The sequence below is a fragment of the Pseudactinotalea sp. Z1748 genome, from assembly GCF_049725185.1.
In the GTDB taxonomy this organism is placed as follows: domain Bacteria; phylum Actinomycetota; class Actinomycetes; order Actinomycetales; family Beutenbergiaceae; genus CALKWS01.
In genome coordinates, this window is sequence record NZ_JBMPQB010000002.1 from 621,507 (window position 1) to 642,086 (window position 20,580).

The 20,580-nt window shown below is 68.9% G+C and carries 18 protein-coding genes; 11 read left to right on the forward strand and 7 right to left on the reverse strand.

The window, feature by feature from the left end:
• Positions 1–32 precede the first annotated feature (32 nt).
• The 5 genes from ACO0LU_RS07190 (at position 33) to ACO0LU_RS07210 (ending at position 4,149) form a co-directional block, all read left to right on the forward strand.
• The gene (locus tag ACO0LU_RS07190) at positions 33–1,604 is read left to right on the forward strand and encodes a sodium-dependent transporter (RefSeq protein WP_424790714.1); all 1,572 of its coding nucleotides are present in this window, start codon (positions 33–35) and stop codon (positions 1,602–1,604) included.
• Between the two features lies 1 nt (position 1,605).
• Positions 1,606–1,728, forward strand: a complete 123-nt coding sequence (locus tag ACO0LU_RS07195; protein WP_424790715.1) for a methionine/alanine import family NSS transporter small subunit — start codon at positions 1,606–1,608, stop codon at positions 1,726–1,728.
• A 92-nt stretch (positions 1,729–1,820) separates the two neighbouring features.
• On the forward strand, positions 1,821–2,015 hold the full coding sequence (locus ACO0LU_RS07200) for a DUF1918 domain-containing protein (RefSeq protein ID WP_424790716.1): 195 nt from the start codon (positions 1,821–1,823) through the stop codon (positions 2,013–2,015).
• An 81-nt stretch (positions 2,016–2,096) separates the two neighbouring features.
• The gene (locus tag ACO0LU_RS07205) at positions 2,097–2,666 is read left to right on the forward strand and encodes an HhH-GPD-type base excision DNA repair protein (protein ID WP_424790717.1); all 570 of its coding nucleotides are present in this window, start codon (positions 2,097–2,099) and stop codon (positions 2,664–2,666) included.
• Between the two features lie 10 nt (positions 2,667–2,676).
• Entirely contained in the window at positions 2,677–4,149 is a 1,473-nt protein-coding gene (locus ACO0LU_RS07210; RefSeq protein WP_424790718.1) for a hypothetical protein, read from the forward strand.
• 11 nt (positions 4,150–4,160) lie between these two features.
• On the opposite strand, the gene ACO0LU_RS07215 is transcribed toward ACO0LU_RS07210, so the two are convergent.
• Positions 4,161–5,684, reverse strand: coding sequence for an SDR family oxidoreductase (locus ACO0LU_RS07215; RefSeq protein WP_424790719.1), 1,524 nt, complete (start codon positions 5,682–5,684; stop codon positions 4,161–4,163).
• A 135-nt stretch (positions 5,685–5,819) separates the two neighbouring features.
• Positions 5,820–6,677 carry an NAD(P)-dependent oxidoreductase gene (locus ACO0LU_RS07220; RefSeq protein WP_424790720.1) on the reverse strand — a complete coding sequence of 286 codons (858 nt, stop codon included), beginning with the start codon at positions 6,675–6,677 and terminating at the stop codon, positions 5,820–5,822.
• A gap of 99 nt (positions 6,678–6,776) precedes the next feature.
• On the opposite strand from ACO0LU_RS07220, the gene ACO0LU_RS07225 reads away from it, so the two are divergent.
• From ACO0LU_RS07225 to ACO0LU_RS07250, 6 genes are all read left to right on the forward strand, one after another.
• The gene (locus ACO0LU_RS07225) at positions 6,777–7,157 is read left to right on the forward strand and encodes a winged helix-turn-helix transcriptional regulator (protein ID WP_424790721.1); all 381 of its coding nucleotides are present in this window, start codon (positions 6,777–6,779) and stop codon (positions 7,155–7,157) included.
• Positions 7,158–7,312: 155 nt separating this feature from the next.
• The gene (locus ACO0LU_RS07230; protein ID WP_424790722.1) at positions 7,313–7,993 is read left to right on the forward strand and encodes a hypothetical protein; all 681 of its coding nucleotides are present in this window, start codon (positions 7,313–7,315) and stop codon (positions 7,991–7,993) included.
• Positions 7,994–8,109: 116 nt separating this feature from the next.
• On the forward strand, positions 8,110–10,065 hold the full coding sequence (locus ACO0LU_RS07235; RefSeq protein WP_424790723.1) for a DUF5107 domain-containing protein: 1,956 nt from the start codon (positions 8,110–8,112) through the stop codon (positions 10,063–10,065).
• Between the two features lie 187 nt (positions 10,066–10,252).
• Positions 10,253–12,244, forward strand: a complete 1,992-nt coding sequence (gene recQ / locus ACO0LU_RS07240; RefSeq protein ID WP_424790724.1) for a DNA helicase RecQ — start codon at positions 10,253–10,255, stop codon at positions 12,242–12,244.
• A gap of 207 nt (positions 12,245–12,451) precedes the next feature.
• Positions 12,452–13,933 (forward strand): multidrug effflux MFS transporter, encoded by a 1,482-nt coding sequence (locus ACO0LU_RS07245; RefSeq protein WP_424790725.1) that lies wholly within the window; start codon positions 12,452–12,454, stop codon positions 13,931–13,933.
• Between the two features lie 306 nt (positions 13,934–14,239).
• The gene (locus ACO0LU_RS07250) at positions 14,240–15,529 is read left to right on the forward strand and encodes an MFS transporter (protein WP_424790726.1); all 1,290 of its coding nucleotides are present in this window, start codon (positions 14,240–14,242) and stop codon (positions 15,527–15,529) included.
• Between the two features lie 9 nt (positions 15,530–15,538).
• Here the strand turns inward: ACO0LU_RS07250 and ACO0LU_RS07255 are convergent, their stop codons facing one another.
• The 5 genes from ACO0LU_RS07255 to ACO0LU_RS07275 form a co-directional block, all read right to left on the reverse strand.
• On the reverse strand, positions 15,539–16,576 hold the full coding sequence (locus ACO0LU_RS07255) for a dihydrodipicolinate synthase family protein (RefSeq protein WP_424790727.1): 1,038 nt from the start codon (positions 16,574–16,576) through the stop codon (positions 15,539–15,541).
• Positions 16,576–17,622 (reverse strand): NAD-dependent epimerase/dehydratase family protein, encoded by a 1,047-nt coding sequence (locus tag ACO0LU_RS07260; protein WP_424790728.1) that lies wholly within the window; start codon positions 17,620–17,622, stop codon positions 16,576–16,578. Before ACO0LU_RS07260 ends, ACO0LU_RS07255 begins: the two co-directional genes overlap by 1 nt.
• Positions 17,623–17,756: 134 nt before the next feature.
• Positions 17,757–19,268: a hypothetical protein gene (locus ACO0LU_RS07265; protein ID WP_424790729.1), complete on the reverse strand. Its 1,512-nt coding sequence runs from the start codon at positions 19,266–19,268 to the stop codon at positions 17,757–17,759.
• A gap of 77 nt (positions 19,269–19,345) precedes the next feature.
• The gene (locus tag ACO0LU_RS07270) at positions 19,346–19,534 is read right to left on the reverse strand and encodes a Gfo/Idh/MocA family oxidoreductase (protein ID WP_424790730.1); all 189 of its coding nucleotides are present in this window, start codon (positions 19,532–19,534) and stop codon (positions 19,346–19,348) included.
• A 151-nt stretch (positions 19,535–19,685) separates the two neighbouring features.
• Entirely contained in the window at positions 19,686–20,537 is an 852-nt protein-coding gene (locus ACO0LU_RS07275) for a Gfo/Idh/MocA family protein (protein ID WP_424790731.1), read from the reverse strand.
• Positions 20,538–20,580 lie beyond the last annotated feature (43 nt).

The window sequence follows — 20,580 nt, forward strand, 5'->3', positions numbered from 1 at the left end:
CTCTGCGCAGCAGAACTGTTCAGGAGGGACCGATGAACGAACCTGCCGACACGGCCCGCGCCTCCCGGATCCGGGAGAGTTTCACCGGACGCAACGCCTTCATCCTGGTGGCCATCGGCTCTGCCGTGGGCCTGGGGAACATCTGGCGGTTCCCCTACGTCACCTACGAGAACGGTGGGGGCGCCTTCCTCATCCCATACTTGGTCGCGCTGCTGACGGCCGGTATCCCGATCCTGCTGTTCGATTACGCCATCGGCTACAAGTTCCGCGGGTCCCCGCCGATGGCGTTCAAACGGCTGCACCCCAGTGCCGAGGCCATCGGCTGGTTGCAGGTCGGCATCTGCTTCCTGATCGCCATCTACTACGCGGCCATCATCGCCTGGGCGGCAATGTACACCTGGTTCTCCCTGACCCAGGCCTGGGGTGATGATGCCGAGGGCTTCTTCTTCGAGACGTTCCTGCAGTACGACGGCGGTGGCGCCGAGGGCAGCGGCATCTCGGTGGACTTCGTGGCCCAGGTCGGCTGGCCGCTCATCGTGGTCTGGGTGGTGCTCCTGCTCGCCCTGGGCAGCGGGGTCCGCCGCGGCATCACGAAGATGTCCACCATCGGAATCCCACTGCTGTTCCTGATGTTCCTGATCCTGGTGGCCTACTCGCTGACCTTGGACGGCGCCACCGAAGGTCTCAACGCCCTGTTCACCCCCGACTGGGCGGCGTTGACCAGCGGCACGGTGTGGATCCAGGCCTATGGGCAGATCTTCTTCACCCTCTCGGTGGGCTTCGGCATCATGATCACCTACGCCTCCTACCTGAAGCGCAAGTCGAACGCCACGGGATCGGGGCTGGTGGTCGGGTTCACCAATTCCTCCTTCGAACTGCTGGGGGCCATCGGGGTGTTCTCCGCGCTGGGCTTCCTGGCCGTCGCATCCGGTACCGCTGTGGACGAGGTGGCCTCATCCGGGCTGGGCCTGGCGTTCGTGGCTTTCCCCACCATCGTTTCCGAGGCACCGGCTTCGACGCTGGTCGGGGTGCTGTTCTTCGGCGGCCTGACGATGGCCGGTCTGACCTCGCAGATCTCCATCTTGGAGGTGGTGATCTCGGCGGTGAAGGACAAGACCGGCTGGGCGAGGGTGACCACTGTGGCGATCGTCGGCGGAGCCACCGCGGTGATCTCCATCGTGCTGATCGGAGGCGCCTCCGGTGTCACCCTCCTCGATGTGGTCGACGCCTTCTCCAACAACATCGGCATCGTCGGAGCCGCGTTCCTCTCCCTGGTGCTGGTGGGTTGGGTCTACCGGCGGCTGGGCACGCTCACCGCGGCGTTGAACGTCTACGGCTCGGTCAGGATCGGCCGGACCTGGAAGGTCATGGTTGGTGTTGTGCTACCGGTAGTGCTGGCGGTGCTGCTGGTGGTGGACATTCGCGACAAGATCACGGAGGGCTACGGCGGCTTCGACGACTGGGTTGTGACGACCTTCGGCTGGGGGGCCCTGGGCCTGGTGCTGGTGATGGCGATCGTGCTGAGTCTCCTGCCGTGGCGGGGAGTGTCCGCCATGCACCTGGAGGACCCCGATCGGGACGAGGCCGGAAAGGAGAGGGTCTGAGATGGACACCCCGGCAATCATCATGATGATCGTGGCCCTGGTCACGGTCTGGGGCGGTATGGCCGCCGCGATCATCCACCTGTCCCGCCACCCCGAGGACGACGACACTGGCTCGCCGCCCTGACCGGCTCGATAGGTGCATCTGCGCGCACCTGGTGCCAGACTGGATGGTGCTGGTGGTGACGGCCACCACCACTGCACATGTGGGAGGTCGCAATGCGAGCGAACATCGGTGATCGTGTCGTGATCGAATCTGCACAGGTGGGTCAGCCACCTCGCGACGGTGAAGTGCTGGAGGTGCGCGGTCCCGACGGCGCCCCGCCGTGGGTGGTGCGCTGGAGCGGTGAGGACGCGGGCAACCTCTACTTCCCCGGGCCCGACACCCGCGTGAGCCCACCTGGGAAGGACTGAGCGACAGCCCGAGCCAACCCCTGGGCGGATGAACCGCCAGGGATGGCTGCGCGAGCGAACCGAATCAGGCAAGATCGGGGTATGGAACTGCACCTGACCGGAGACGTCCAGGCCGATGAGTTGCTCAGCCGCGATCCATTGGCGCTGATCATCGGGATGCTGCTGGATCAGCAGGTGCCGATGGAAACCGCCTTCGCCGGGCCGCACAAGATCCACGAGCGTCTCGGCGGACTGGACGCTGGGCAGGTTTCGGCCATGGACCCGGAGGAGTTCAAGCAGATCTGCGCCACCCCACCGGCGGTACATCGCTTCCCGGGATCCATGGCCGGGCGCATCCAGGCCCTGGCGCAGATCATCGTGGAGGAATACGACGGCGACGCCGCTGCGATCTGGACGCGCGGTGAGCCTGACGGGCCGGAAGTGCTGCGCCGGCTCAATGCCCTACCCGGTTTCGGCAAGCAGAAGGCCGCGATCTTCCTGGCGCTGCTGGGCAAGCAGTACGGCTACACCGGCGCCGGGTGGCGCGAGGCCACCGGGGACTACGGCCACGAGGGTGCCTACCGGTCCATCGCCGACGTGGTGGACGAGGACTCATTGCAACGCGTTCGCCAGACCAAGAAAGCCGCCAAGGCCGCGGCGAAGAAGGGCTGAAGTAGCGCACATGGCGGTGCCGGACAGCACGGACTTCTTGGAAGACCACATCAGAGCCGCGGCTCTGGACCTGTACCACTCCTCGTCACTCAAACGACACATCCCGGCTTCGAGAGTCCTGCAGCACGCCCAACAGATCCGCCTGGGGATACCGGATAGCAGGTCCGCGCACACCAGCGAGATCCGACGGGTGGACTCCGTTCCCAACTTGGCGTGGGTCTGTTGCATCCGAGGAACTCACCACTCCTTCGTGATCGGCCCGCAGGTCGAGGCCGCGGAAGGGTTCGTCTTCGAAGGCGCCTGGGACGGCGACTACGGCCAGGGCCAGATCCACAGGACGGACTACGCCTTCGGGTCCGGTGCCCGGCTGGGCCGCTACGTCGTCTTCGTGCCGCCGAAGCACTGTTGGGAGTACCTCTACGTTCTGACCGACAAGCGCGACAACCGGGTGATCGTGTCCAACAGTGCGACGTTCGCGCTCACCCACGCCGGAGTGCGCCCTGACTCTCCCTTCGTCCGGCAGGTTTTCGAGGTACTCAGACCAAGCACGAACACCGCGACGGCGGCGGGTTTCGATCGCTATGACCCGGTGGTGGCGTCTGATGAGGAGTACACCTTCAGCCGGATGATGTTCCACAACTTCGTGGTGCACGACGGCAAGGTGCAACTCGCGCCCACCGCGCCCTCGGTTCAGTTCTCGGACTACTCGCACTACCGGGAGTTCCTCTCCGGTTGTATCCAGCGCCTTGCTAAGAATGCGTCGGATGCGCGACGACGAACCACCTTCACGCCGATCACCCCGCTCTCGAGCGGATACGACTCCACCGCGACAGCCGTGCTGGCCAGCGAACTCGGCTATCGTGATGCCGTCACCCAAGACCTTACGATCAGGGGCACCTTCGATTCGGGTCAGCGCACCGGTGCCACCCTCGGGATGAACGTCGAGGTGCGCCACCATCTGCTCGGTACCGAGCCCCTGCAGCGGATGGGTGTGCGGGTGGCCGACGGAGGGGAGCTTGACCTCTACGGGGAATTCCTTGCGACGCCGGGCCTGGGTGATGACGTCATGCTGGCCACGATGGAGTCGGCGCTGCAGGGCCGAATGGTTCTGAACGGGGCCATGGGGGATGCGTTGTGGAGGCGGCGCTCGGTCCAGGCCCCTGGGCTGCCGGTCTCGGTGCCGTATGGCAAGAGCGTGACGGAGTTCCGGCTGCGAACCGGGTGGATCTTCGTTCCCGTTCCCGCACTGGGTGCGCGGTTCCCCCGCAGCATCCAGCGGATCACCAGGGATCCGGAGATGCACGCGTGGACACTCCACGGCCCGTACGACAGGCCGATACCTCGGCGCATCGCCGAGGAGGCGGGGGTGCAGCGGGGAAGTTTCGCCACCGGGAAGGCGGCCGCGAACCCAACGGTGGAAGCGTCGCCGGGCATGGTCATGCAGTCTGTCGCGTACGTGGCGGAGCGCTACGCCCTCGGCTGAGGGCCTGCTGGTCAGGCCCCGTCCCGCTGCGCCGCGCGCAGGATATTGCGGGCCATGGTGGGGAAGATCAGCGCGTGAAAGGGCACCAACACCCCCCAGTACAACCGGCCCAGCAGGCCACGAGGGAAGTAGATCGCGCGCTGGCGGTAATCGGTCCCGCCGTCCGCCCCCGGGCGCACCGTCAACTGCAGCCACGCCCGCCCGGCGGCTCGCATCTCCGAGCGCAGCGTCAAGGATCGTCCGGGGGTGATCGACTCCACCCGCCAGAAGTCCACGTGGTCATCGACCTGCAGATGATGCGGATCGCGCCGCCCGCGGCCCAGCCCATGACCACCGGAAGCCCGGTCCAACAGCCCGCGCACCCGCCACAGGATCGCAGGGGAGTACCAGCCGTTCTCCCCTCCGATACCTTCGACCACCTGCCACACCGCCTCAGGTGCGGCGGCGCCGTGACGCTGGCGCACATCGGTGAACACGGTGTGCCCGGCCCACTGCGGGTCCGAGGGCAGCGGGTCGGCCGGATCGGCCTCGGCCTGCACGTCGTGGTCCCAGGTCACCGTGACCTGCCCGGCCAGTTGCCGCTGGATCGCCCGACGGCAGGCCTGACGGTAGGACGTCAGGCCATCGGGAGGGTCAGGGATGATCTCGGCGATCCGGTGATCGGTGGTGACGGCGTCCTGCGCCATCGAGGCCGCCAGCGGCATTGCGATCCCGCGGGGGATCGGGGTGGTCATGGTGATCCAGAATCCGCTCAGTCGCGGCGCGGGCACCGGCAGTGCCAGCACGCGGCGCCGGGGCAGGCCCGCCACCTGGCCGTAGGCGGTGAGCATGTCCCGGAACCGCAGCACCTGCCCGGAGCCGATACCGACGTCGTCATTCACCGGTTCCGGTAGGGCGCTGGCGTGGGCCAGGTAGTACAGCACGTCCCGGATCGCGATGGGTTCGATCCGGTTGTTCAGCCACCTGGGCCCGGGCATCACCGGCAGCAGGTCGGCAAGGTGGCGGATCATCTCGAAAGACACCGACCCCGATCCGATCACCACCCCGGCTCGCAGCACCAGCGCCGGGACCGCCGCGGCGAGCAGGATGCGCCCCACCTGCTCCCGGGAGCGCATGTGATCCGACAGTGAGTCCAACTCACCCCCGGGGTGCAACCCGCCCAGGTAAACGATCTGGGCCACGCCGGCCTCGGCGGCAGCGGCGGCGACGGTGCGGGCGATCTGTTGCTCCCGGGAGATGAAGTCATCGCCCTGACCCATGGAGTGCACAAGGTAGAGCATCGTGTGCACGCCATCCATCGCCGCGCGCACCTGCTCGGGTGATTGCAGGTCCGCCTCGGCCAGTTCCACCTGCCCGCTCCAGGCACGGGAGTGCAACCGCTCGATGTTGCGGGCGCTGGCCCGCACCGTGAACCCAGCCGCCAGCAGCTCGGGGATCAACCGGCCACCGATATACCCGCTGGCACCGGTGACCAGCACCCGCCGCCCGTTCCCAGGGGCCAGTGAGAGTCGCAGCGGCGAGGCGGGTGTGTCCATGGCCTGACGCTAACGCCAACGGGTGCACCGCACCCGTTGGGAGGGCGCTGCCGGTCACCGCCCCGATAAGTTCGAGCCGGACGAACGGCACCGACGCCGGCTACCTCTCCCACGGGATGGTGAGGATCGTCGTCGTCAGCGCATCGACTCGATGATCCGGTCGAAGTCCTCCGCACCGTGGCCCGCGTCGATCTGCTGCTGGATGAGTTCTTGGACCATCTGCATCGGGGCCGGGGTGATGCCTTGCTCGCGACTGGCGCGGGCGATGGTGCCCAATTGCGTCATGGTCCAGTGCAGGCTCTGGAGGGTCTCGCTGTAATCACGGGCGTCCAGGCGTTCGGTGGAATGACCGAGCAGGCTGGTCATCGCGGCGAGGAACGGCGCGGCCCGCCCGGCGTACTCAGCCGCCCCGACGCCGGCCGTCTCCAGCATTGCCACACCATGCAGGAACCCGGCGAACATGCTGTACATCCCGGAGAGCATGGCCAGGTCCCACATGGAGGCCATGCCGGGATCGTCGCCGTCGAAGGTGCTGCTTCCCCACACCTGCAGTAGTGGCTGGTGTGCGTGGAAGGCCGGTGCGGAGCCGCTGTAGAGGATCACCGACTCCGGTGTGCCAATCATCTCCGGGGGGCTCATGATCGCCCCGTCCAGGTAGTCGATCCGGTGCTCGCGGGCCCAGCGGGCCAGCTCCCGGGCCTCCTCGGGCGTGGTCGTGGTCAGGTTGATCACCGTCCGGCCGGTAAGGGTTTCGGTATGCGGGTGGAGTGTCGCACGTACCGAGGCGTAGTCGAAGAGACAGACGACGACGAGATCGGCGGCGCTGATGGCCGCACCGGCCGAGGTGGCCGCCTGGGCACCCCGGTCGACCAGATCGGTGTCCTTTGCGGGCGTGCGGTTCCACACGGTCAGGACGTGACCGGCGTCGAGTGCGGTCGCGGCAAGGGCCCCGCCCATGGCACCGAGGCCAAGGAGGGTGAATGAGAATGTCATTCCCTCATCGTGGGGCTACTTCTAGGCTTGCGGAAGTACGCACTATTTACTGCGGTACTTACCTCACGGTGCGGGGCCGCAGTCCCAGTGGGAGGCGACATGGCGCACATCGACCGGCAGCAACGACGGGGCCCCTACATCTGCGGGATCGACGCCGCGATGGACGTGGTCAGCGGGAAGTGGAAAGCCCTGATCCTCTGGGAGCTCCAGGCCCACGGGGTGCGTCGCTTCGCCGAACTCCGCCGCGGGCTGGTGGGGGTCAGCGAGAAGATGCTCACCCAGCACCTTCGCGAGATGGAACATGACGGTCTGGTGGCACGGGAGGTCTTCGCCGAGATCCCGCCCCGGGTGGAATACCGCCTGACCGAACACGGGGCCAGCCTCAACGAGGCGTTGGGAGCCCTGGGGCAGTGGGGCATCGGCCGGATCGAGCGGGAGAATCTGGTCACTGTCCGCCAGGAGGTGCATCCCGCCGGCTGAGCCCCCGCGGTACCTTTCGCAGGGCAGCCTCGCCCGCGCCCCAGCGCTAACCCGCCTCGCCGGACCCGACTCGACTGTTGCCCCTTTGCGCCACAGCGATTGCCGTTCGCCCGCGCCCGGAGCACACTGGGGTAAGTCGACTGCGAGGTGACGTGATGGACGTCGACATCGAACCCTTACCACTGCTGTCCCGGGGCAAGCACCGCAGCCCGCGCCGGGGCGCATGTTTCATGGAGTTGGCCTCCTACCTGGCCGGGGAGCGCTGGAGCGACGCCCCCGACTGTACCCACCCGCTATTGGCTCACCTGGCTCGGTTGGTCAATGACCTGACCCACTCCGCACACCGGCCCCGCTTGGCCACCCTGGTGCCGGCGGTGATCGGGCTGACCAGCGATGATCCGCGCTGGCGTGATGAGTTGGCCGTGCTCGCCGCTGCCCGCGCCCTGCCCGTGGTGAGCGAACAGCGCCAGCGGGCACTCGCCGTCGGGCTGCTCACCTGCGAGAGGTGCCGCTCCGCGCGCTCCGGTCCGCAGCAGGCCACGCCTCATCCGGCGGTCCAGCGAGCGCTGGAGCAGGCGCCCCTGGCGGCGAGGTGGGCGCGGAACTTCATCGCCGAGGCGGGCGGCCCGGGCCGGAGGCACCCGGGAGAGACCATGGTGGAGATCGCCACCGTCGGGCTCGCGCAGGCCTGCGTCACCGACCCGGACGGCATGCTGCGCGAGTTGCTCGCCGATGCCATCACGATGTGTGAGCACCTCGCCGGCCGGGAGCGGGACCGGGAGGCGCTGGAGTGGTCGGACTGGCGTGAGGTGTGTCGGGCGGCACCGGTGCACTGACCATCCCGGTTCGCAATCCGGATGTGGTGCGGCGGGTGCCGTCACGTCCCGCCCCGCGGGTCGATGTCGGGCGCTACGGTGGACCAGAGATCCACCGACACCCTCAGGGGAACCCCATGACATCGCTGTATCGCGGACAGATTACACTGCCCGTCGCCCCGCTCGGCCCCGACGATCCGCTCCCGGTCCCGCACCGGCTGCTGGAGAATCCCTTCGAACTCGGTGCCAACCTGCCCGAGCAGATCCGCCACGGCGCCTCCTTCGGCCGGCCCCGGTCGATGCACCCGTACCTGCTGCAGAACAACTACACCCGCACTCGCGAGCCGATCACCCTGCCCACGGTTGTCATGGACAACGGCCATCTGCGGGCCACCTTCACCCCGACCCTCGGCGGGCGGCTGTGGGCACTGGCCGATATCGCTTCCGGACGGGAACTGCTGCACGCCAACGCGGTGCTGCAACCGGCGAACCTGGCGTTGCGCAATGCCTGGTTCGCCGGGGGAGTGGAGTGGAACATCGGCACCAAGGGCCACGCCGCGCACACCATGGCCCCCATGCATGCCGCCCGCCTGACCGGCCCCGGCGGGGTGCCGATGCTGCGGATGTGGGAGATGGACCGGCTGCGCGAGGTGGTCTTCCAGATCGATGCGTGGCTGCCGGCCGACTCGCGTGCACTGCACGTATACGTGCGCATCCAGAACCCGGGCGAGCACGAGGTGCCGATGTACTGGTGGTCCAACGCCGCCGTACCCGAGGCGCCGGACGTGCGCGTGCTGGCCCCGGCCACCACCGCCTACGCCACCGGGTACGACGGCACCATCTCCGAGGTTCCGGTGCCGGTGCACAACGGTGCCGACCGCACCTTCTCCACCCATAGCACCGACGCCGCGGACTACTTCTACGACACCACCGGCACCACCCACCCCTGGATCGCCGCCGTCGACTCCTCCGGCCACGGTCTGGCCCAGGTGTCCACGGCGCGCCTGCCCGGGCGCAAACTGTTCCTGTGGGGCACCGGGCCCGGCGGGCAGCACTGGCAACGGTGGCTCTCCCCGGACGGCCCCGGCCCCTACCTGGAGATCCAGGCCGGGATCACGGCCACCCAGTTCGAACACGTCATGATGCCCGGCCGCACCAACTGGGACTGGGTGGAGACCTACGGCGACATTGCTGCCGATGCCACCCGGGCCCACGATGAGGACTGGGACGCCGCCACCACCCACGTGGCCGGGCGTGTCGATGCTCTGTTGCCGGACGCGGGTCTGGACGCGGTGCTCACCGAGGCTCGCCGCGGCGCCGATCGCGCACCCGAGGAAGTGCTGCACCGCGGCAGCGGATGGGGCGCCCTGGAATCCCTGGTGCGCTCCCGTAGCGGGCAGCAGTGGATAGCCGACGACGGCGGAACCCCGTTCGCGCCGGAGTCGCGCGGCGAGGAGCAACTGCTGTGGGAGGCCCTGGTGGGCGAGCCGCGCCGCGGTCAAGAACTCCTGGCCGCCGCTGATCCGGCCACGCCGCCGGCCTCCTACGTCGTCGGGAAGTTCTGGGAGGATCTGCTCTCCTCGACCGCGCCGGGATGGTTGCGTGACTATCACCTGGGTGTCCTGGCCCATGCCCGCGGGGATGATCAGCGCGCCGAGGAGTGCTACCGAGCCTCGCTGGCCGATCGGCGCAGTGCGTGGGCGCTACGCGGACTGGCGCAGGTTGCTGCCGGCCGCGGCGATCACGCCGGGGCCACCGACCTGCTGTCCGATGCCCTGGCACTGGCTGATGACCAGCCCACGATGTTGCTGGAGGCGATGTCCGCGGCGATCCAGGCCGGAGCGCCGCAGCGAGCCTTGGACCTCGCCGGCGGTGCTCCGCGTGAGGTGCGAAGCATGGGCCGGGTGCGGTTGCTCGAGGGTTTCGCCGCCCACGCCGCGGGAGACCGGGACCGTGCCGAGCAGGTGCTGGCCGAGGACATCGTCATCCCCGACGTGCGCGAGGGTGAGTTGGCCCTGTCGGACCTGTGGGCCGCCGTCCACCCCGGGCGGGCGGTGCCGGAGCGCTACGACTTCCGAATGCGCCACCCCTGACCAACGGCGCCCGTCCGCGCCCCAACCGGTCGACCCGGAGTGCGACATCGCACCCGGACTCGCTGGCCCAGGTGGTGAGGGACATGGGCCCCTCCTGCAGCGTGCCGCCGGGCGCGGCTGACTCACCACCCTCCACAGCAGGAGGCCAGTGCATCGCCTCGTCCGGCCTGCCGCATAGGCTGTCGGCGTGAGCACGTCATGGCCCGGCCCACAGTCGCAGTGGGAGGAACCACCGGAGTGGGACTACCCGCCCCCACAGGATCCCGGCGACCCTGGCACCTCCGAGGTTCCCCCACCGCCGGACCCCGCCCACGCACCGGATCCTGCGACCGGACCCCAGCCGGCCTCCGCCCGCGCCGTGGTGCGAGCCGCCGCCGTCGCCGACTCCCCGCTCGATGCCCTTCAACAGGTGTGGGGCTATGACACCTTCCGCGGCCAGCAGGAAGAGATCATCGACACCGTCACCGCCGGCAACGACGCCCTGGTGCTGATGCCCACCGGCGGAGGGAAGAGCCTGTGCTACCAGATCCCGGCGCTGGTGCGCGAGGGCATCGGGGTGGTGATCAGCCCGCTGATCGCGCTCATGCACGACCAGGTCCAGGCGCTGGAGCAGCTCGGGGTGCGCGCGGCGTTCCTCAACTCCACCCAGTCGATGCCGGAGCGCCGCGACGTGGAACACCGGCTGCTGGCTGGCGATCTGGACCTGCTCTATCTGGCACCGGAGCGACTTCCGGTGGCTACCGCGCTGCTGGACAAGGCACACATCGCGCTGTTCGCCATCGATGAGGCCCACTGCGTGGCGCAGTGGGGCCACGACTTCCGGCCCGACTACCTGGGCCTGACCCTCCTGCACGAGCGGTGGCCGGACGTTCCGCGTATTGCCCTGACCGCCACCGCCACGGCTGAGACCCGAGCCGAGATCGTCCAGAACCTGCATCTGGGCGAGGCCCCGGTGTTCGTGTCCAGTTTCGACCGGCCCAACATCGAGTACCGGATCGGTCCGAAGCAGAACGCTAGGGACCAGCTGCTCCGCCTGATCAGGGAAGAACATCCCGGCGCCGCCGGCATCGTGTACTGCCTGAGCAGGTCCTCGACCGAACGCACCGCGACGTGGCTGGCCGAGCGGGGCATCACCGCCCTGCCCTACCACGCGGGCCTGCCCGCTGCGGAACGCTCGGCCACCCAGGCGCGCTTCCTGCGGGAGGAGGGCGTGGTGATCGTGGCCACCATCGCCTTCGGGATGGGCATCGACAAACCCGACGTGCGGTTCGTGGCCCACCTGGACCTGCCCAAGTCCGTGGAGGGGTACTACCAGGAGACCGGCCGCGCCGGCCGGGACGGGCTGCCCGCCACGGCATGGCTCGCCTACGGCTTGCAGGATGTGGTCCAGCAACGACAGATGATCGACGACGGCGAGGGCGACGTCCAGCGCAAACGAGCCCAATCCCTGCACCTGGATGCGATGCTCGCGCTGTGTGAGACGGTGCAGTGCCGGCGCCAGCAGTTGCTGCGCTACTTCGGGGAGGACTCGGCCCCGTGCGGCAACTGCGACACCTGCGTGCAACCACCGGAATCCTTCGACGGCACCGTGGCGGCACAGAAGCTGATGTCCACCATTGTGCGGTTGCAGCGGGAACGGGGCCAACAGTTCGGCGCCGGTCACCTGGTGGACATCCTGGTGGGCAACGAGAACGAGCGGGTGCTGCGCGAGCGGCACACCGACCTGAGCACCTTCGGGATCGGTACCGAACTCAGCGGTGCCCAGTGGCGCGGGGTGGTGCGCCAACTGCTCGCCCAGGGCCTGCTGCAGGTGCAAGGCGCCTATGGGGTGTTGGCGATCACCGACGCAGCGGCCGCGGTGCTGCGGGGACAGACCCAGGTGTGGCTGCGCAGTGAGCCCGAACGGGTGCGCGCGGCGGCCAGGACGCCCGCGAGGACCGCCCCGGTGGACCTGGACGAACCCGCTCAGGAGTTGTTCGCCGCGCTGCGCACCTGGCGTGCCGGAGTAGCGAAGGAGCAGGGCGTACCCGCCTACGTGGTGTTCAACGACGCCACCCTGGCCGGGATCGCCCAGGCCCGGCCGGGCACCTTGACCGGACTTCGCAGTATCTCCGGGGTGGGTGATGCCAAACTCGAGCGGTACGGGGATGCGGTGCTGCAGGTGCTTGCCGGGCAGTGAGAGCACACGGGAAACCCCGCCGCGTTGGTCAATCTGGTGAAGGGGTGGCCAAGGGATCTCCAAGTGAGCCCATGGCGGGAGGGAAGTGTGCGCGAACACACCGCGAACACTCGGGCTATCGACTCGACCGGCACCGCGGATTAGGACAGACTAAGTAGGCATTCTCAGCGCTATCTGTGCGCTCTGCTCCAGCCTCCAAGGATCCTTGTGTCTACCGGCATCTCTGCTGCGTCCGCCCCTGTCCGTTCCCACCACCCCGACCCGGTCCCTGCCGTCGGTGTCCCCTCGGGTCACCTTCCGACCGGTGACCGGCCGCACGACGCCGGCCACGATGGCGCCGCACCCACCGGTGCCGCACCCACCGGTGCCGCGACCACGGCGACCGACACCGCCGAGGGGGCTGCGTCGTCGTCGGGGGTGAACCCGCCGAGCACCCCACCGGTGCGGCGCCCGGCGCCGCTGCCCACCCCGCGCAGCAAGATGTGGACGGTCAAGTTCGTGCTGCTGCTGGGCCTGATGGTGGCGATCGGGGCCTTCACCACCGACATGTACCTGCCCTCCCTGCCCGAGGTGGGCCGGGACCTGGGCGCGGGAGACGCCGCAGTCCAGTTCACCATCACCGCCACCTTGATCGGTGGTGCGCTGGGGCAGTTCGTGATCGGGCCGTTGTCGGACCGGTACGGGCGCCGGGTGCCGGCGATGATCGGGATCACCGTGCACATCGTCGCCTCGGTGGCCTGCCTGCTCACCTACGACGTGATGCCCCTGATCGGGCTGCGGATCCTGCAGGGTGTGGGCAACGCTGCCGCGGCGGTGGTGGCGATCGCGGTGATCCGGGACAAGCTGACCGGCCCGCAGGCTTCGGCCGTGTTGTCCCGGCTGATGCTGGTGATCGGCCTGGCACCGCTGCTGGCGCCCTCGATCGGGGGGTTCCTGGCCAACATCTGGAACTGGCGCGCGGTGTTCGTGGCGCTGGCCCTGTACGGGGTGGGGCTGCTGGTGGTGGTGTGGCGGTTCCTGCCCGAGACGTTGCCCCCGGCGCGACGCACGGGCGGCTCGCCGCTGAAGGTACTGGGCTCCTACGGTGCGCTACTGCGGGACCGGCAGTTCGTGGCCCTGGCGCTGCTGCCGGGCCTGGGGATGGCCGCGGTGTTCGCCTACGTGTCGGCCTCCCCGTTCGTGATCCGGGAAGACTACGGGCTGAGCGAGAACGAGTTCGCCTTGCTGTTCGCGCTGAACGGTATCTCGATGGTGATCGGGGCGCAGGTCAACGCGGCGTTGGTGCGCCGCTTCGCGCCGGTGCGGCTGCTGCGCCTGGCACTGCCGGTCTCGGTGAGCCTGGCGATGGTGCTGGTGGTGGTGGCCGCGTTGGGCCTGGGCGGCCTGCCCGGGCTGCTGGCGCCGCTGTGGCTGATGATGGGCGTGAACGCCTTCATCGCTCCGAATGCCTCGGCCTCGGCGCTGGCGCGGCACGGGGACCGCGCCGGAGCCGCCGCCGCACTGATCGGGGTGTCCCAGTTCGGGGTGGCCGGGCTCGTGGCGCCGCTGACCGGGCTGTTCGGCACCTCGGCGACGTCGATGGCGGTGGTGATCGCCGCCTCGATGGCCGCCGCGCTGCTGGTCCTGGCGCTGGGGACGCCGGCCTACCGGCGCGGGGGCTGGCGCACCGACGCCGCCTTCCAGGAGTAGCCCGGCCCGTTCCGCCTGCCCCAGGGCACGCGCTACAACCATCCAATTGAGCTGTTGTGGCGAGAGATCCGGTCTCCACCTCGCCGCAACTGTCCAATTGAGCTGTTGTGGCGGGGATGGCGGGGATGGGGGGGACGGTGCCGCCGCGGCCGCGTCACCACAGCGGCATGGGCAATGCAGGCGCGGCGGGGGGCGGGGTGTTCTTGGCCTTTTCCGGGCGATGCTCCACGATGGAGGCACCGGGTGATCCGGGCTGGAGGAGGCTAGCGGTGGGGTGGTGGCGCGTGGGCGTGCCGCGGGGGTGCCATGAGTGAGCACTCGGCCCCGGCAATCCCTCGCCGGGACTTCACCCTGTTGATGCTGGCCACGGTGACGGCGTTGTGCAACTTCGCCCCGCTGATGACCGTGGTGCCGCTGTGGGCAGCCGGCGGAGGGGGTTCGGGAGCGGGGGTGGGCGCCACGAACGGGGTGATGCTGGGGGCCACCGCCATCACCCAGTTGGCGATGGGTCCGGTGCTGGCGCGATTTACGCTGAAGCAGATCTTCGTGGCCGGTGCGGCTGTCATGGCCGCGCCCACTCCGTTCTATCTGCTCTCCGACCAGTTGGCACCGGTGCTGGTGATCTCGGCGGCCCGCGGCGTGGGGTTCGGCCTGTTGGTGGTGGCCGCGAGCGCGCTGGTGGCCGAGATCGTGCCCTCGCGCCTGCTCGCCCGGGGCCTGGGCATCCACGGTCTGGGGACCGGTCTGCCGATGGTGATCGCCCTGCCGGCTGGGGTGTGGGTGGCCCGGCAGTGGTCTTTCACACCGGTGTTCGTGGCCTCGACGGTACTCGCCGTGGTGGGGGCGGTGCTGGCGTCATTGCTCCACGCGGGGGGACGGCCCGCAGATGAGCGGCCCGGGCCCGCCGCCGGATCCGTGCTGCTCGACCCCAGCGTGGAGGCCGATCACACGGCTGGGGCCACCGACTTGCTCGAAAGCCCGCCGGCCGAGGCACAGGTGCGGGCTGGTGCAGCCACCCGCAAGCGGCGGATCGGGCAACCCGGTGTGCTCGGCGCCATCGGACCACTGCTGCGGCCGGCGCTGGCCTTCTTCAGCCTCACCATGGCCCTGGGTGCGGTGAACACGTTCCTGCCGCTGGCCGTGCCGGATGCCTCGGTGGTGTCGCTGGCCCTGGTGGTCGCCCCACTGGCGATGATCACGGGCCGGTTCGGGTCAGGAGTGCTCGCCGGTCACCTACAGCCCGGGAGGTTGGTGCTTCCCGGCGCGGTCGTTGGGGCGGTCGGGATGGCCGCACTCGCCCTGGGTGCCGCGCCCGGCATGAGCTCCTGGCTGGTGGTGGCCGGTGCCGGGGTGTTCGGCCTGGGCCTGGGCGTGAACCAGAACGACTCGCTGGTGGTGATCATGGGACGCGCCGGGCCCCGGCGACGCGGGCTGGCCAGCACGGTGTGGAATTTCGCCTACGACGCCGGGATGGGCTCCGGCGCCGTGATATTCGGCGCTCTGCTGGCCGGGATCGACTACCCGTGGGCCTACGGACTCGCCGCCGTGGTGATCGCAGTGGCGGCGCCGGTGGGGCGGGTGCGCGTGGGTCGGTGAGCGGGGGGCTTAGTTCAACCAGTTCTCGCGGTTGGTGGCGATGAAGTTCTCGTCGAGCAGGTCGGGGTAGCGTTGTCGGACGTGGGTGATCTTCTCGGTCTGCCCGGGGGAGAGTGTGTCGGTGCCCAGGGTGGTGGTGGTGGGGATCAGGCCTTGTTGGTGTAGTACTTCGTTGACGCCGGGGACGCATCCGGCGAAGTTGTGGTCGACGTCGAAGACGGCGTGGTTGATCTCGACCATGTCTGATGCTTCAGCGAGCAGTTCCAGGGGCACCTGGCCGGCGGTGACGGCTTGGTTGGCCTTGGTGACCTGGTGGGTTGCGGCGCGGGTTCCCACGGCCCATTGGCCGAGTAGGCCGCCGGTGGCGCGGATTTGGCGTTGTTGTCCATTGATGGTGCGTTGGTAGGGGGTGATCAGGTCATGCACGATCGCGTCGTCGTTGCCGGTCAGGAGCGCTATCTGGTCCCAGCGGTCGTGCTCCAGGAGGGTTTGGGCAACATCGCCGGTGTAGTACCGGTTGAACGGGGCGGTCTTGACTCCCACGACCGCTTCGATGTCGAACAGGGCGCGCCAGTAATCCCGGCTCAGCAGGGCCCCGCCCACTGCGGGTTGGAGGTAGAAGCCGATCACCGGCATCACCTCGGCGACGGCGGCGGCTCGTTCCAGCAGGGTCTGTTCACTGGTGTTGCTCATGCCCCACGGGCTGAGCAGAGCGGCGTGGTAGCCGGCTTTGGTGGCCAGTTCGGCTTCGGTGACCGCCTGGTGGGTGTCTCCGGTCAGTCCGGCGACCATGATCGGTTCGCTGCCGTGGTTCGCGGCGGTCTCGGCGGCCAGGTGCCACACGTCGGTGAGCATGGCGGGGTCGTGGTGTAGTTCGAACTGGGTGGTGTGTACCGCCACGGCCAGGCCGTGGGCGCCGGCGTCGAGGTAGTAGCGGGTCAGGGCGCGTTGTGCTCGCAGGTCGAGGCTGCCGGATTCGTCCAGGGCCAAGGGGTGGGCCGGGATGACCACCCCGGAGCCCAGTCGTGCGGCCAGGTCGGTGCTCATCAGAATTTGCCCTCTCGCTGCTGGAACTTGGTGGCTTTGCCCAGTTGCCGCCCGCCCTCGGTCACCCACCGGGCCACCATCTCCACCACGCTGCGCATCGGGACCGTGGGGTAGCCGTACAGATCGTGGCAGTGACTGGCGTCGGAGAGCAGGGCATCGGTGGACTCGGTGCCGACGAACTCGACGTCGGTGCCCATTGCGGCGGCCAGCCAGGTAGCCAGGCGGCGCACCGAGACGGTCTCGGGGCCGGTGGCGTTGAGGATGTGCGGGGGAGTGCCGGCCAGTTCCACCGACCGTAGCGCCCAGGCGGTGGCATCTTGCTGCCAGACCACGTTCACCGCGGGCATGGTGACGTCGACGGGCTCACCATCGGCGATCTGGGTGGCGAGGTCGGCGATGACGCCGTAGCGCAACTCGCAGGCATAGTTGAGCCGGAAGATGGTCACCGGGGTGTTCCAGGTGTGCGCGGCGTGGGAGAAGATGCGCTCACGAGCCAGGCAGGACTGGGCGTACTCACCCACCGGTTCGGGGGCGTCGTCCTCGGTGGACCCACCGGCCGACAACGGACGCAGCGGGTAGACGTTGCCGGTGGAGTAGACCACCGAGGGCACCCCCCGGTAGCGGTCGGCCACCAAGGCGGGCATCGCCGCGTTGGACCACCACGTCTGGTGCTCGGCACCAGTGGTGCCGAACTTCATCGCCGCCAGATAGATCATCGCCGCGGCATCGGGCAGGGCCGCGTAGTTCCCCGGCTCGGACAGGTCCGCGGACTGCACCACGATGCCGGCCTCGCTCAACCGCTGGCGCACCTCGGGATCGGAAAACCGGGAAACCGCGACCACCCGGGCATCCGAGCCCACCTCATCCAGGGCACGCCGGGCCATCATCGCCATCGTCGGCCCGATCTTGCCACCGGCACCCAACAACACCACGTCACCCCCAACAGCCTCAAGGGCCCGCCCCACCCCGGGCAACGGGGTGGACAGATAGTCCTCCAACTCGGCCTCAGTGGCCGGGTGCGGCGCCGCCGGGGGCGATGCGATCATGATGTGTACTCCTCAGTGGGTCGTGGTGTGGGGGAGGCGCAGTCGGTGCAATCGGCTGCCGTGGCCGGCTCGCCGGATGAGGCGGGGCGGGCGTTATCGCACGCGGTGGCCAGGCCGCCGCGTGCCACGGGATCTCACCGGCTGTGATTCAGGTAGGCGATACCCAGCGCATGGGACCCCTGTGATGGCTCCAAGGGCTCGGCCTCATACACCCGCAGGACCTGATCGTGGATCTCCGGCTCCAGGTCAGCCAGCATCAGCCACCGAGCGGACTGGACGGCCTGGGCCGGGAGTGCTTCGACCTCCCCGTTCACACGGAACCACACCGAGTCGGGTTCGTTGACCACGTTCTGCATGAACGTGGTGGCGAAGAGTTCGCGATCCTGGCTCAGGTCCGCGAGGCCGGCGTCGTGGGTGGCCTGGATGAACTCCAGCGTGATCGCGCCGTGACTGATGTCCTCCCAGCTGCGCACCGCCCCGTAGAACGGGGTGTACGTGGACACGTCGTCCTCGCGGGAGTAGCCGTTGTATATGTGGGAGTGCACCGGCCAGTACGGCCAGACGTAGGCCCCGTCCTGCACCTGCAGCGACGCTCGGAGGCTGCGCAGCATCGCTTCGACGTTGCGACGGTACTGCGTGTTGTCCACGACCCGGCTCAACTCGGCGAACGTGGCGCCCAGGGCGTGGGACTGGTTCAGCGGCTGGATCGTGCCGTCGAAGGGGACCGGCGCCTCGCGCGGCCAGCGGAAGTCGCCGTAGCCGCGTTCGTCGATGTGGAAGTCGTCCTCGTGGTGCCGCAACGCCCTCATCACGAAGGTCAACAGGTGGCCGGCCACGCCGTTGCGGGTCCCGGGGATCCCCGGGTCGGTGCGCACCATGCGCACGTACCGGGCCAGTGGGTAGATCACCATGCCGGTGTGCACCGGGAAGGCGTAGAACTGGGGCTCGAATGCCACCGTGCCCTCAGTCAGGCTGCGGTCGGTTCCGCGGTCGGCGCTGTGGTCGACCGCGGTCCACCGGGCGCCGGGGGCGTAGGCATCACCGACGGCGTCGACGACGTAGTCGGAGGCGTTGGGATCAAGGGTGAGACCGGTCAGTTCGACGGTCGAGGACGGGTGGGACAGCGTGAGATCAAACCTGTCCGCATCCACCCGGCGCACCGTCGCGGTGGCGTTCACGGAGGTGCCACCGGCCCAGCGCACCTGGATGCCGGGTGAGCCATCCTCCAGGAGCAGTTCACCGTGGCCGGCGGTGTAGTTGCCGCCGGCACGCCACACCGGCCCGGAGCGCCCGGAGTAGTCGGTGACGCCGCGTGCCTCATCGGTCGAGTCCATGACGTGCCGGGCGCGCTCCTCGAACCTGTCCAGGTAACGGTCCTCACCCGTCGCTTCGAACATCAGGAGCAGTCCGAGCAGGTAGTAGGACTCGCCCCAGGCGTACAGGCCGGCCTCGTTGTGCTCGGCACCAAGATCCAGGTAGGCCTGCTCGGCGACCGCGAACGCCTCCGGCGAGGTGTAGTCGAGCGTGGCCAGCGGGGAAGGTGCCCCGAATGCGGTGTCGGTACGACCGAGTAGCGCCAGGGCTAACGTCGAGGCGCTCCCGACGAGCAGGGTCCGGCGGTTGAGTGTGGGGAGGGTGGTCATCATTGGCCCTTCATTACGACAGTCCGAATGTCCCGATAGAGTAGCGCACTAATAAAGGCCGGGCTAGGGGCAGTCCCAGATCAGGCCGACAGGTCGACGGGGGCGGGCTGCACCGGCCGCCCGGTTCGACCAGATTCGTACACGGCCTCGATGAAGGCGACGGCATTGCGCGCCTGCTCCGCGGTCACCAGCGATGGCTTCTCGCCACGGAGGGCGGCCAGGAAGTCGGGCAACTGCTCGGTGGGCCGGGGTAGGCCGTGGGCGCGCAAAGTCCGCCGTCATGGCGCTGTCGGCGTCATGGACGTCCACCAGTCGTGCCGGGATGGCGGGGTCGGCGAGGGGTTCGACGTGCTGGCTTGCGATGATCCCCGGCCCGATGACGCCGATCCCGGGTTCGACGCCCGGGCCGCGGGTGTCAATCTACAGTTGCTCGGCGATGGCGGAGAGGATGGCGACCGGGGTGAGGAGCTGCTCGGGGCTCAGCGGAGCGCGTCCTTGCCCGATCGCGGTGACGAAGTGGTCCAGCGTAGCCGCGTTGTAGTCCGGGCCGAGGGTCAGATTGTGCGCAAGGACCCCACGGGTGTGCACGGCCGTGGCGTGGAACGGAGCCTGACCGCCGTCGGAGGGGGTGACGAAGGTGAACGTGACCATCCGATCGTCGATGGTGGTGTTGGCCCGGACGAGGTCGCCGTGCCGCTCGGCCTGGACGGTGACGTCACCGGGCCGCACGACGGGGTTGCCGAGAATCTCCAGTGCCGTCTCCACGTGATGGATGCCGTAGAAGAAGAGGCCCGCGTACTCGCTGTCCGGATCTGCAGGGCCGGCGACATGCAGATGTCGCAGTGCGCCCCGATCAGCGGCGCCGGAGGTGAACTCGGCGATTTCCGGCACGAAGCGCAGCGCCGAGGCTGAGACCAGAGTCGATCCCGACTCCTCGGCCTGGTCCAGCATGGCGCTGGCGTCGGTGACGGTGGTCGCCAACGGTTTGTCGACCAGAACGGGGATTCCGGCGCGCAGCAGCGGCTCCGTAGCCCGGCGGTGCAGCCCCCCGTCCCGGTTGCACACGATCGCAGCATCGATGTGACCGACGAGGTCGGACGGCTCGTCCACGATCACGTCGAGGCCACCGTACTCGGCGAGTTCGGCGTTGTGCTCGCTCCGCCCCCCGGACAGCGCCACCGCCCGGTAGTCCGGGTGGCGCCCGTCCAGATTGAGGAAGCGGATGAAGTGCTTGACGTGAGAGTTCTCGGTACCGACGAAGCCGACGCGCATGGGTGTTGCCTTCCTGCAGGGAATGGTCAGATGCCAGTCTGTT